The organism is Pseudoalteromonas rubra (assembly GCF_005886805.2).
GTDB lineage: Bacteria > Pseudomonadota > Gammaproteobacteria > Enterobacterales > Alteromonadaceae > Pseudoalteromonas > Pseudoalteromonas rubra_D.
The window spans coordinates 1,894,555-1,908,502 of record NZ_CP045429.1; the positions used below are offsets into that span (position 1 = coordinate 1,894,555).

Consider the following 13,948-nt stretch of genomic DNA (forward strand, 5'->3'; position numbering starts at 1 on the left):
AACCAAAATTTCATGTTGTTAGTGTAGACTAAGTTGTTGTGAACAGCTCATTTTCCAGGGTATTGCCATTAATTAGCTGCTTATAAGTCCACCCCTGGTGATGGCAGAGCTCCAGTAATGCGATATCCAACGCCTTATGGCAGGTATCATACTCGATAACAAACTCATCGGGCTGAGACTGTCTGACGTGCTTAACCCCGTCAAGCTGTGCTATTTGATCTCTCATCTGATCCGTTAACCGTTGCAGTTGTAAGGTCAAAAAGGCGGTGCCTGAATTGTTTTGGGTATATCTTTGGTGACTGGTTAGTTTGCCTTGTTCAAGGTACAGCACAGTGTCACATAAGCGCTCCAGCTCACTCAGATCATGTGAGCTGAGCATAAAGGTGATGTCTTTACTTAGACTTGCAATCAATGAACGGATGGCTTTTGCATTGATGGGATCCAATCCTGCCGTAGCTTCATCCAGCAGGACGATTTTGGGTTGTCCAATCAAAGCTTGTGCAATGCAGATCCGCTTTCTCATACCATGCGACAGCTCAGAGGCCTTGGCATTGAGCTGGTTACCGAGGTCAACTAGCTCCAAAACACGTGCCGTTTCCTGCGTTGCGTCACGGTGGCTTAATCCCTGTAACTGGCCATAAAAGGTCAGTTGTTTGCCAACCGAAAAGCGAGGATCCAGCTGCGCATCTTGCGGCAAGGCACTGAGCACACCAAACAGGGCGTTGTTGCCTGGTGTATGTCCAAGTACTTTGACGCTGCCTGCGTCAGCTTGTAAGAAGCCACACAAGATACTGAATAGCGTTGTTTTTCCTGCTCCATTAGGGCCTACCAGTGCAACCGTATGACCGTGACCTAACGTAAAGCTGACCTTATCCAGTGCGCACTTGTTGGCAAATCGCTTGGTGACTTCATTGACTTCAATGACGAATGACGTTGAGGTACTCATAGATCTTTCCTTTTCATTAGCCAAAAAGCAGCACTCAGCAATACCGCAGTTTGTAGCAGGGGAAGTGCAATGGCGTGTAAACCGATACCGTGCCAGGGAGCAATGTCACTGATATGCACACCGGGTAGCAAATAATACAGCCAGTGAACCGGTTCGAACAAAGAGGTTAGGTAACCAATCAGCATATTCCCGACAGTGAAGAGCAAGCTGGCATAAATGATACTCAGCCTGGCCGAGCTTGCGAGCAGATTAAGTAAACTCATCAGTGCGATGAAGGGAAGTGTTGTTAATACGAGTAACATGATAATGGAGGTGACTTTGCCGAGGCCGACCATGGCCAATGTGGTGTCCCGGGTTAGCATGAGTATCCAGGCTGCAAGAGCTGAGGCCGTGATCAGGGTTAGTAAAATGAGGGCCTGGCCTGCAAATCGACCAAGCAGGATCTCTCCTCGGCTGGCACGTAATGTCAGGAATCTGAGCGTGCCCCGTTTAGCGTCCTCAACAGTCTGATCGGCACTGACAAACAAGGTAAAGACTGGAAAGCTAAACAAGGCAATGATCCAGTAGACCGACAGTTCAGCCTCCGGCCAGCGTGCTAATGAATAAAGTCCCACTGAACCGGCTATTTGTACAGCGATATCTGAGAACTCTGCGCTGTTGAGTACTGAAACGGCATGATAAATGGGGTAGCGTAAGATCATCAGCCACACCATAGTAAAGGCGGCCAGTGCCAGCCAGCCGCGTTTGGTCGCAAACAAGCGGGTCAGTTCAAACTGACTCAATAAAATGATTCTTTTTAGTGGCATAGTGCACTCCTTTTGCGGATACCTTAACGCAAAAGCAAATAGATGGGAAAGGTGAGAATTGTTTCAGAGTGTGGCGAACAAAAAAAGGAGTCCGAAGACTAATGCCAGTCAGTTAAGCTGACTGGCATTGTTTTTTCTAGCTGGGTACTTACTTGGCTTTGGTTTTATGGCTCGAGGATAGACCCGATCTTCTCGTCGTGTCGGCAGCTCAAAGTGACCCAATGTTTGTATTAACATCTCATAGTGTTTTGGGATGTTTCCCGGGCTGGCGAGGGGGAGTCGCCCTAAGTAACTTAATATCGCGTTGGCGCAATTACTAAAGCTTAATTGGTTGGCCCATATTCCTTTACGAGATGCCGCTTGAGTCATCACCTGACGCAGCAAGTTGTACCCCAGGAGTAAGCCCCACAGCTCTTGCTCAACCATATCTGATTTTTTGCTTCTTAGCGTATATTCATTGTTTAAAAGTGTCTGCTTGATTTCTCTATAACCCAATTCTATTTCCCAGCGGTGGCTGTAAAGCTCAACTATTTCTTCGCCAGGAAACCTCTGCACATCTATCATCGATGTGAGTATTTGATATTCCTTGTTTTTAATTTTTTTCGTCACAAGTCGGGCTTCTACATACGCAGGTAAATCAGGCGATTGCTTATGAGATTGTGGAGTTGTTTTTAAGCGCACCAATTTATCTAAACGACCATTAGATTTAATCACTTCAAACTGAAGCCCTTTCTTCACCGGTATTAACCAGTGCCTCTCGGTGCCATGTGTTTGCCATTGGTGGAGTAGGTTTAATGAGTAGAACCCTTTATCGAACATCGTGAGGCTGTGGTCTGGCGTGGTGGCAACTAATTTGTCTGCCAGCTTCATTTCATTGGTTTTATATCCGCTGAAAGCACTGCTGATAAGTTGATGGCTGGTCAGCTCCATATGACACACCATTCGAATTTGTGGAAAAGCGGTTTCGCCATGCTGATTGCTGGGGGAGCCAAAACATTCACGATTTTCAGGCGTGTCTTGAGCTCGCCAAGTAACACCGTCGACGGCCAGGAGGTTTAACCCGCACCAAGTTTCAAAGTTTGCTTGCTGATAATAATGCGCAGCCATCATTTCAAAGGCATTTTTGACACTGTCTTTACCGAGTCTTCGCCTTCCCTGAACAAGGGCGCTTGGGGCGATTAATTTGCTATCTCCAGGCAGAGCAATTTCCATGTGGGAAGCTAAATCCCAAACCGACTGTTGGCGAAAGAAGCTCATACCAATCACAGTCCACATCACAGCCTCGAGTGGAAGCCTGCGTTTTCTGATAGTTGCAACGCCAGCGCGTTGAAAGGCTTGCTCCAGTATTTCGGCATCCAGAAAGTGATTAAGTTTTTCAAAGGTAACACTTTCGGGCAGTTGCTCAAACGCACTGCAAAAGGCTTGTTCTAAAGACATAAAAAAATCCAATATCAGAAATGATATTGGATTTTGAAGCCTTTAAAAGATCGGTCAACTGATCTATTTAATTCTTAACTGATCGGCATTAGTCCGAAGACTCCTTTTTTTACATGGAGAGGGTTACCAACCGCATTGGCGGTTTTTATTTTGCTCGTCCAGATAGGTCTGCAGTGGTGCAAAGTAGTCCAGAATAGCTGTTGCGTCCATTTGTTGGCTGCCAGTGACGCTTTCCAGTGCTTCTTGCCATGGGCGGCTGCTGCCCATTTCAAGCATGGCATTTAAGCGCTCACCAGCTTCCTTCGAGTTGTAGACAGAGCAGCGGTGAATGGCTTCTTTACTACCGGCAATCTCACACAAAGCTTTGTGGAATTCAAACTGAAGGATATGCGCCAGGAAGTAACGCGTGTAAGGTACATTGCCCGGTACGTGGTATTTTGCACCTGGATCAAAATCGTTTTCGCTGCGAGTGATCGGCGCTTTAAGACCTTGATACTTTTCACGCAGGTCCCACCAAGCTTGGTTGTATTCTTGCGGGCTGATTTCTCCGGAGTAGACTTTCCAGCGCCATTGGTCAACCAACAGGCCAAATGGAATGAAGGCTATTTTATCCAGCGCCATTTTCATCAGCAGACCAATGTCTTTTGATTCATCAGGTACTTGCTCTAACAAACCGATTTCTTTTAGATAGCCTGGCGTTACTGACAGGGCGATCGTGTCACCGATAGCTTCATGGAAACCATCGTTGGCACTTTCCTGATAATACAACGGCAGTGTGTTGTAAGCTCGTTGATAGAAGTTGTGGCCTAACTCGTGGTGAATAACAGAGAATTCTTCGCCAGTGCGTTGGATACACATCTTAATACGCAGATCGTCTTTGTTATCCAAGTTCCAGGCTGATGCATGGCATTGTACGTCACGATCCTGTGGTTTGGTGAATAACGAACGAGTCCAGAAAGTCTCTGGCAGTGGTTCAAAGCCCATTGAAGTAAAGAACTTCTCTGCACCTTTCACCATTTTGATTTCATCGTAGTTATGCTGCTCAAGCAGTTCAGTGACGTTATAACCCGGATCGGCATTTTCTGGTGCTACCAGGTCATAGATGTTGCCCCATTGCTGAGCCCACATGTTACCTAGCAGGTGCGCTGGGATTGGCTGATCTTGTGGAACTTTATCTTCACCATATTTCTCGCCTAGCTTGGCACGGACATGACAATGCAAAGAGTCATAAAGCGGTTTTACTTGACCCCAGATGCGATCAAGCTCTTTGGCGAAGTCATCAGCCGGCATATCGTATTTGCTGCGCCACATTGCGCCTGTGTCACGATATCCGAGCTCCTGAGCACCTTCATTTGCTAAAGAGACCAAATCTTTATACAAAGGACGCATCTGAGGAGAAACCTGGCGCCAGCCTTGCCATACGTCTAACAATTCATCGTAGTTTCGGCTATTGGCCATTTTGGATGTCATTTCACCCAAACTCATGCAGTTGCCGTTTTTACAGTATTTTCCTTTGCCGTACATACCGTCCAGCTCAGCCGATAGCTTAGCTAATTCAGCCGTTTTTGCTGCGTCTTTTGGTGCTGGCAATGTCAGGTTAAGCTTCAGTTTGTCGAGTTTACGGCGATTGTCGTAGCTCAGTTCAAGCTCATCAAACTTGGCTGCTTCGTTGGCTAATGCGACCAGTTTTTCTGTGTACTCCTGGCTTACGTCAGCGGCCAATGATGCCGTGTCTTCCGTTATGAAATTGGCATAGATCCAGGCTGAACGTGCACTGCGGTAGCTCAGGTCCTGTAGCTCTTGTTCTGCTTTGGTTAAAAATGCTTCTGCATCTTTTTCGGTCAAGGTTGACGTGCTTGTTGAGTTACATCCACTCAGAGAGAGTGCCCCGGCAACCACGAGGGCGCCCAGGCTGAGTTTGAATTGTAGTGCCATCATTGTTCCAATTATCGTTATTAGAGACGTGATAATACCAGTGTCGGCTGATTGCGACAATTCGCGTTGTATGAGCAGAGTAAAAATATTGTGATAAGTGGCATTTGTTCCATACTTAAAGCGCCATCAACCGGGAGGTGCCGAAACTATGTGGTTACTGATACTCGTCTTCATTGCTGTGTGTTTTATTTTCTATGTTAAAGAAGTTAGGTTAAAAGTTGTTTCGAACCCTGCTTTAGCATATTTCAAGCGAGCATTACCCCAGCTATCACAAACTGAGCGTGAAGCGATGGAGGCTGGTGATACCTGGTGGGATGCAAGTTTGTTCAGTGGAAAACCCAACTGGTCACAATGGCTGAAAACGGGCAAGCCTGGGTTGAGTGACCATGAGCGAGACTTTATTGAACATGAATTGGCTGAGCTGATGGCGATGCTGGATGAAAGTCAGATCTGTGCTCAGGGCGATTTGCCACCGGAAGTTTGGCAATTTCTGAAAGAAAAGGGGTTTTTCGCTTTCATTATTCCAGAAAAATTCGGCGGCAAAGCCTTTAGTGCGCAGGCCAACTCGGCCATTGTAGCGCAAATTGCCACGCGCAGTTTGTCTGCGGCAGTGACCGTGATGGTGCCAAACAGTCTGGGTCCGGCTGAACTATTACTGCATTTTGGTACTCCCGAGCAACAACAAACCTGGCTACCTAAATTGGCAGATGGTTCAGCACTGCCGTGCTTTGCATTGACCTCCCTTGAAGCTGGCTCAGACGCCGGTGGCATTACCGATTTTGCGGTGGTGTGTAAGCAAGAGTTTGATGGGGAAATGACTTTGGGCCTGAAAGTCACCTGGCATAAGCGTTATATCACTTTGGCACCTGTGGCTTCCGTGCTTGGGTTGGCGTTTAAAGTATATGATCCCGATCAGCTTTTATCAGAAGCAACTGAATTAGGCATTACCTGTGCACTCATCCCGACCGACCATCCGGGTGTTAAGGTTGGAGCAAGACATGATCCTATGGGGTTGGCGTTTATGAATGGCACAACACAAGGGCTGGGGGTGTTTATCCCTATGCACTGGGTTATCGGGGAGATGGACGGGATAGGTAAGGGCTGGCGCATGCTGGTTTCTTGTCTGAGCGCCGGGCGGGGTATCTCATTACCGGCTTTAAGTGCAGGAACCGCACAGTTGAGTGCTAAGGCGTCGACTGCTTATTGTCGTGTCAGGCGACAGTTTAAGCAGTCATTGTGGCGATTTGAAGGGGTCCAGGTGGCATTGGCTCGGATCGCGGGGCTGAGCTACAGCATAGAGGCCACCCGACAAAATACTGCGATGGCCATAGACCTGAATAAAAGTCCTGCGGTGATCACGGCGATTGCCAAATACCACCTGACCGAAATGGCCAGAGTTGCTATCAACGATGCAATGGATTTACATGGTGGTAAAGCAATTCAGCGCGGGCCACTGAACTATCTTGCGCTGCATTATCAGGGGATGCCCATCAGCATTACTGTAGAGGGCGCGAATATCCTGACGCGTAATTTAATGATTTTTGGTCAGGGCGCAACCCGCTGCCATCCCTACGTGCTCAAAGAAATGGCGGCTGCACAAGAGCAGGATGCGGATATGGCATTGCAGCAATTCGACAAGGTACTAATGCAGCATTTGGCCCATAGCGGTAAAACCTTTCTCAAAGCGTCGTTTAATGGCCTGACTTGTGGTGTGTTTTCATCTGCACCCGTTGCCGGAGAGGTAGCACGCTACTACAAAACGCTGACCTGGTATAGCCAGATTTTAGCTGTCCTGAGTGACCTGGCAATGCTGGTTTTGGGAGGCAAACTAAAGCTGCAGGAAATGCGCTCAGCCAGGCTCGGTGATATGTTGAGCCAGCTCTACTTGGCGTCATGTGTATTGAAAAAGTTTGAGGATGACGGTCGTCAGTGCAGTGATTTACCTCTGGTGCATTATGCTATGCAATTCCATCTCAGTGCGTTTGAGCAGGCTTTTACCGGGTTCATCGATAATTTCGCGCCTACCGGGTTAAAGACCATAGCAAAACGCTGGTTTATGCCTTTCGGAAGCGCTGTGAATGGTCCGTCGGACCGTTTGATTACGGCACTGTGTGATAGCCTTTATCGTAATAAGCTGACCCTCGCACGGGTAAGTAATCTATGTGATACTTCAGGACATGCAGGGTTGGCTGCACTGGAAAAGGCATTTCAGCTATTTCCCAAATGCGAGCAAGGGTTGCATAAGTTTGAACGTTGGCAAAAGGCCCATCAGGCAAAGTTGCTGGTATTAAATACTGATGAGCAGCTTGCGATGGCTGTCGCGGAATGTATCCTTGACGAAGAGGAGAGAGAGTTGCTCGTGGAATGGTTCCAAGCCAGTCGGAAGGCCCTGAGTGTGGATGAAAGCGCTTAATGTCATTCGCTATGTGATAGCTATCACTTATTGTTGCTTCGTTGTTTGTGTGAGTCGGCTATTTGACTCACACGAAATAAATGACGACCAAAGAAAATTAGAGGGGGATGCAAGTATAAGCTTAGCGAGCAAATGGGTCGGCGTTAATTTTGTCAACATACCACTCGCCTTTGCGCCTTATAAGCTGGACGCTGCGCATATCGTCTACCTGCTCTCCGTGCAACATACCGGTAAAAATTAAGTTGATACGGGCTTCGTTGCCGTATTGTTCCCGTAAGCTTTGATTTGTCATATCCACTTCAATGGTCACCTGATCGTACTGCATGTTTACCAGATTCCTGGCGAATTGAGATGGCGTGCCATAAGAACGCATGATCCTGCCCATGCGTGGCGTTGAGCGACTTAACGCCAACTCCATGTCTTTCTTATTATACAGTGCGTCAAAAAACACCGTTGCTGCATATCCAGGGGTGTTTTTGTCCCCACGCGCAGCGTCATCATCACCACAACCGGATAGCATCAATAGGATTACAGTTGAAAAAGTAAGTAGTAATTTCATCTTAGTAGTAATTCGGGTGAATATGACTTTAGTTTGTCTTCTAATCGGGCTTTTGTAAAGTACAGGTCGGTAAAATACGGGGAGAATGACGAGGAACGACTATAAATCAATGGGAAGTGACAAACAGTTGCAGCATTTCGCCGCAACTGTTTGAAATCTAGATTACTCAATATCGCATTTTAGAGTTCCGCGACCTGTTCGGTAGCAAATTTCTCCTATATACAGCAATAGATCTTGTGGTAATACGTCTTTGATTAGTTTAGTTTGCGTGTCACCGTTATAACATTTGATGTCTTTGTTGCTTACCAGACAGGCGAGAGAGCCGTTTGCCAGTACTTTATGTACGGTCGCATTTGCCGCAAGCAGATCAGTCAGTTCTGTGCCCCGACTACCCCAGCACTGCCAGCTGGCATCGCTTAGCTGGGCACATACATTATTTGCGTCGACAGCGTTAAGTTTTGTCGCAAGCAATTGTGCAGGCACGTTTTTCACCGGGTTATCGCCCTTGGCATTACAAATGATTGTCCCATAATTGCCAAGCAAGCAGGCATAGTCGCCTTTAGTTATCACTTGTTTGAGTTCGACAGGGGCATCCAGAGAGAGTGTCTGACCTAAGGTTTCACGGCAATATTCAAATTGACCATCCGTTACTTTACAAACATAGTCATCACCTCGAACAGTGTAATTGCTTTCATATCTTAGTTTGACATCGCTATGATCGCTCTGGTCATGCTCATCAGTGGCGTGAAATTCAAGCGTCAGGGTGCGTTCTGTCTCACCATTGTACTTTACAGAAGCACTGGTATCCGACACTTGCTTAATGGTTACATTATCATCCGTGCTCTCTGCCTGCCAGTGACTTGGTAAATCTTGCATATCATTCAGGTGAAAAACTTGCCCAAAAACGTGCGCCTCGCTGCCCATAATATAGGTCTCTTCTACGCCAGCATAGGGGATGACGATGGCGTTATGAGCCGTACCAATAATCGTACTTTCACGCACAATATCACCCGCTTTAGCTGTGACTTTTATGACAGTCAGGCCTTTACGGGTAATCGTTTTTTTGTTCAGGATTAGCGTTAAATACTTACGCTCATTAATCGCTTCGAGGGTGTCATAGGGATCGTAATCACTACTGGAAACGATGACTTCTTCGATATCAACGTCGCCATTAAATTCCAATTCTAAAATTCTACTGCTGTCCGGATAGATAGAAAATTCGCCGGGATCTTTGACTATCATCAAGGTTTTAGCTGCTGTGCTATTGGCGTAGGTGAAATTAGCAAAGGTTGATTGCTCAGTACCATTTTTGAGCTTAACTGTGTACTCAATTTGCCGTGAAGTTTGCAAGATATCTTCATCAGGGATGGTAATCACGAGTTTATCGTTTGATTTATTTAGTAGTTCATCACTAAAGTCAGGAATATTCCATGTAACATTTTCAACATCATCGAAATCAGTTAAGTTGGAATACGCTGTGATTGTTTGTCCAGGCACTGCGACCGAGCGGTCCAATGTAAGCTTAAGGCCCTGTAAGTCGGTGACGTTTTGCACAACAACAGTTGTCTCTGCCGTTTTTTTGATGTCGCCCTTCATAGTTACAGTGAGTTGGAGTGTAAAGGTTTGGTCTGCACTCACTTCAGGAGCACTGAAGGTATAAGCAGCTTTATCTTGGGTTTGTTGAGAAGGCTGAGTCGTGCCTTGCCATTGCCAGTCATAGCTGATGATGTCATCGGTATTGGTAGTTGTAGCATGTATTGTCAGCGAGTTTTTTTCATTCACAGTAACCTGTTCGGGCAGGCTGACAGTCAGTGATGGCTCAGATTCCGGTGCCAGCGTGACCTTGATGGTTTTAGTGATGACTTCGTCACTGGTGGTAATTTCGAAGATAATATCAAATTCTTGGGTTTGCGTGACCTCAGGTGAATCAAAGCTAAAGGTACTTTCTCCTGAGCGCGTGTTATATCCTTGCAGGATTGTCTTATTAGAGAGCTCAAAACCGTCTGTGCGCCAATCAACCTTTTCAATATCGGATGTCACAGCAAAGGTCGCAGTAATCGAGGCATGTCCCCCTCCTGCTAGTGTCAGGGTATCGACGAGATCAATGTGTCCGGCAGTGGACTTGGGCATCACAGTTACCTGCCAGGTTTTGCTCACCTGGTTGTCGTGACTGTCTGTGACTGTGAAGGTCAGGGTGACTTGTGTCTGCTCATCGACGTCCGGGAAAATCACCTGATGTGTGCCGTCGGTTGAATCGATAAACTGAACACCCGCAAGGGAGCTGGTCCACACACCGGTTACCGAATCATTTTCCGGGTCCGTCACTGTGGTCGTCAGAGATAAAATATCACCTGCGTTGACTAAGGTATTGCCTTCCAGGCTGACGCTGGGCGCCTGGTTGACGACTTGTTGTGTGTTGTCAGTTGATGGTGATTTATTGTCGTTATTAGAAGAACCGCCACAGGCGGCTAGAATCCCAAAAGTGGAGAGCAGCAGATAATTCCGCATTATTCATTCCTTTTATTGCGTTTTCATTTCATCATGGAGAATACAACAAAAAAGTACCATTTTGGAAACGCTTATTTGTTAGATTGTGTATTTTAATTCATCAACAAAATTAAACGAGTCGTGGTGAACAGAGGTGAAAATAAAAGCCCGGTACGGGACCGGGCTTAGTTGGTTGGGTAGAACTAAGACTGCAAATTGTTAGCTTTGCTGCAATGTTTCTTCGCTTGCTTGTGGCTTTCTAAAGCGTTTGATAATGCGTTTGAGATCTTCCAGTGCCACGTATTGACAAGGAATGAGGATCAGTGTGATCACCGTCGCGAATAACACACCAAATGCCAAAGAGACTGCCATAGGTATCACGATTTGTGCCTGCAGACTGGTTTCCAGAAGAATGGGGACCAGGCCAATAAAAGTAGTCAGAGAAGTCAACAAAATGGCTCTGAAGCGCTTGCAACCTGCTTCAACAACCGCTTCCTTGATGGTCATGCCTTGCTCTCGCGCTTTGTTGACAAAGTCGACCATGACCAGTGAGTCATTAACGACCACGCCTGCGACTGCGATGATGCCAAAGAAAGACAAGCTGCTCATAGTCATACCGAGTACCATGTGGCCAAAAACTGCACCTACGACACCAAATGGGATGACAGACATAATCAGGATAGGCTGAGAATAGGAGCGAAGTGGAATTGCCAGCAGCGCAAATATGATCATCAAAGACAAAGCAAAGTCGCGAATTTGCTCAGCTACACTGTCCATTTCTTCCTGAATGCGACCAGCAACACTGCTGCTTACACCTGGGTAGTTTTGTAACAGTGAAGGTAAGTACTCATCTCTGATCTCTTCAGCGATTTTGAATGGCTCAGCCTGATCTGTGTCAACAGATGCCCAGACATTGATAGTCCTTTTCGCATTTTCGCGACGGATACGATTGACCCCCTCGACCAGGTTAATATCGGCAATTTCTCCCAATGGGACTTCTGCTCCGCTAGGCGTAATTATCCGGACTGACTGAATGTCGCTGATGGTATTACGCTGCTCTTGTGGATAACGGATCATGACTTTGATCTCTTCACCACGGCGCAGGATCCTTTGTGCTTCCAGGCCGTAGTAGCTGAAGTTGACCTGAGATGCCACGTCAGCCAAAGTGAGGCCCATGCTGTAGGCAAGCGGTTTAAGTTCGAGCTGCACTTCTTCTGTGCTTGATTGCATGGAATCATTGACATCGCCCACACCAGCAATAGTACGGAGCTTCTCCTTGAGCTTGCCAGCGACTTCTTGCAGTGCTTTTTTGTCTTTGCCTTCCAGGCGGAAGCTGATATCACCATCATCCCGGCCACCATTCATAATGCTGTCCTGGATATTCAATGATTTCACACCTGGCAGTGGGGGCATGTTTTCTCGCCAAAGTGCACTCAGGGCAAAGGTATCTATAGGGCGCTTATGGGGTTCTACCAAAATGGCCATGATTGAAGCGGTGGTTCGGCCGCGCAGATTCACAGACAGGTCTTTTATCATGTTCGCACCATACTGCGCTTCAATCTGCTTCTCAACATCCAGAATAACCTGCTCCACTTTCTTGGCCGTGGCCAAAGTCGCAGACTCGGAAGATGACAGGTTCATATCTATGGTGATACGAGGGAAGTCATGGGGAATTTTTGGGTTTGCAACAAACTTAACCAGACCGCCTGCGAACATACCGCCGCTGACAATGATGATAGACAGGAAAGCGACGATCACAGTATATCGATAATGAATACAGCGTTCGATAAATGGGCGGTAGAGATTTTCAATGAAATTTTTAAGTGCCCCATCAATGATAGCTCTGGCGCGGTGTAGCGGGTTTTTAGGGTTATCCGGGCGGTCTTTCATCGCTGCCAAATGCGCGGGCAGGATAAGTTTAGACTCAACCAGTGAAAACAGCAGGCACAAAATAATCACACCACCAATGGCTTTGGAGAATGCGGCGGCAGGACCTGTTGCAAAGGTTTGTGGTAAAAATGCGGCGACTGTGGTTAATACTCCAAACGTTGCGGGAATGGCGACACGTTTTACACCTCGCACTACGTTGTCGAGACTGTGACCATGTTTTTCAATTTCAGCATGGGCTGATTCGCCAACAACAATCGCGTCATCGACCACGATGCCCAGCACCAGAATGAAAGCAAATAAAGAGGCGAGGTTAATCGTGACATCCAGCATGCCCATCGGCATGAATAAGAACGCCCCTAAAAACGACACAGGTAACCCCATCATAACCCAAAAAGCCAGGCGAACGCGCAAAAACAGCGCTAGCATGAGCATGACCAGGATACCGCCCCACAACATGTTTTCTACCATCATGTTGAGGCGGCCTTCAAGGTAATAAGTGAGATCGATAAAGGGCTCAAGCTCGACCCCCTGAGGCAATTGTGTTGCTTTATCAGCCAGGTAAGCTTTCATAACCTGCGCAACTTTGGTGATATCCTGATCTTTTGACGCTCTTACCTCAAATACCAGTGAGTTTCTGCCGTTGTAACGAGAGTACAACAGGCCTTCTTCAAAGCCATCTGTGACAGTCGCAACATCACCTAGCTTTATTTGTGCGCCATCAGCAAGTGTTAACAGCGGCAGTTGTTCAAACTCATGGCCGCGATAGGCCTGATTTTCGACCCGCATTGATATATAACCGTTGTCTGAGCGGATCTGACCTGCCGACATATTAGCTGAGAAGTTTTTAACGGCTTCCGAAATATCTCGGAATGTCAGGCCATATTCGCGGAGTCTATCTGGGCTAATCTCAATGCTGATCTCATAATTCAGGCCACCATTGAAACCAACAAGGTTGACGCCTGGCAATGCGAGCATCTCGTCATGTATTTCATTTCCCAGTTGTTTCAGCTGGTGGAAGTTCATTTCGCCATTAAGTGACAAAAACATCACTTCTTGTTCAAATTTATCGCGGCGGACTATTGGACGCTCCATGCCAGCCGGAAAGGTTGAAATAGAGTCGACCTGCATTTTTACTTCGTCCAGCACGTCTTGCGGGTCGTACTTTTCTTCTACTTCGATCCAGGTTTGCGAGAAGCCTCGGTTAGAGTAGGTGATTAGGCGTTTAATCCCTTCAAGCCCTTCCATCGACTCTTCAACTTTAATGGTGATCCCTTCTTCAACTTCTTGTGGTGCAGCGCCCGGGTACACTGCCTGAACACTTAACCAGTTGTTTTCAAACTGGGGAAACATCTGCTTGCGTATGGTAAAAGCACTGAGCAAGCCGCCCACCAGGATAAAAATCATCAACAGGTTTGCCGCAACCGGATTGCGGGCAAACCAGGCTATCAAGCCTTTTTCACGTGTGCCTTGCATAG

General features: G+C 47.0%; 8 protein-coding genes. 1 reads left to right on the forward strand and 7 read right to left on the reverse strand.

Annotation, left to right across the window (positions count from 1 at the left end; all coding sequences use genetic code 11):
• Positions 1-28: 28 nt before the first annotated feature.
• The 4 genes from CWC22_RS08200 to CWC22_RS08215 all read right to left on the reverse strand — a co-directional run bounded on the left by CWC22_RS08200 (position 29) and on the right by CWC22_RS08215 (position 5,124).
• The gene (locus tag CWC22_RS08200; RefSeq protein ID WP_138539703.1) at positions 29-946 is read right to left on the reverse strand and encodes an ABC transporter ATP-binding protein; all 918 of its coding nucleotides are present in this window, start codon (positions 944-946) and stop codon (positions 29-31) included.
• Positions 943-1,752, reverse strand: a complete 810-nt coding sequence (locus CWC22_RS08205; RefSeq protein ID WP_125561467.1) for an ABC transporter permease subunit — start codon at positions 1,750-1,752, stop codon at positions 943-945. The genes CWC22_RS08200 and CWC22_RS08205 overlap by 4 nt, the downstream gene beginning before the upstream one ends.
• A 108-nt stretch (positions 1,753-1,860) precedes the next feature.
• Positions 1,861-3,189 carry an IS4 family transposase gene (locus CWC22_RS08210; RefSeq protein ID WP_195879835.1) on the reverse strand — a complete coding sequence of 443 codons (1,329 nt, stop codon included), beginning with the start codon at positions 3,187-3,189 and terminating at the stop codon, positions 1,861-1,863.
• 123 nt (positions 3,190-3,312) lie between these two features.
• Positions 3,313-5,124 (reverse strand): M2 family metallopeptidase, encoded by a 1,812-nt coding sequence (locus CWC22_RS08215; RefSeq protein ID WP_138538861.1) that lies wholly within the window; start codon positions 5,122-5,124, stop codon positions 3,313-3,315.
• Positions 5,125-5,272: 148 nt separating this feature from the next.
• Here CWC22_RS08215 and CWC22_RS08220 point away from each other — a divergent pair, with 148 nt between their 5' ends.
• Entirely contained in the window at positions 5,273-7,537 is a 2,265-nt protein-coding gene (locus CWC22_RS08220) for an acyl-CoA dehydrogenase (RefSeq protein WP_138538860.1), read from the forward strand.
• 121 nt (positions 7,538-7,658) lie between these two features.
• Here CWC22_RS08220 and CWC22_RS08225 read toward each other — a convergent pair whose 3' ends face one another.
• The 3 genes from CWC22_RS08225 to CWC22_RS08235 all read right to left on the reverse strand — a co-directional run bounded on the left by CWC22_RS08225 (position 7,659) and on the right by CWC22_RS08235 (position 13,946).
• Complete coding sequence (locus CWC22_RS08225; protein ID WP_049863006.1) at positions 7,659-8,096, reverse strand: hypothetical protein; 438 nt, start codon at positions 8,094-8,096, stop codon at positions 7,659-7,661.
• A 162-nt stretch (positions 8,097-8,258) separates the two neighbouring features.
• Positions 8,259-10,604: a PKD domain-containing protein gene (locus tag CWC22_RS08230; protein ID WP_138538859.1), complete on the reverse strand. Its 2,346-nt coding sequence runs from the start codon at positions 10,602-10,604 to the stop codon at positions 8,259-8,261.
• Positions 10,605-10,802: 198 nt separating this feature from the next.
• A complete protein-coding gene (locus tag CWC22_RS08235) occupies positions 10,803-13,946 on the reverse strand; it encodes an efflux RND transporter permease subunit (protein WP_138538858.1) in 3,144 nt (1,047 codons plus the stop codon).
• Between the last annotated feature and the right edge of the window lie 2 nt (positions 13,947-13,948).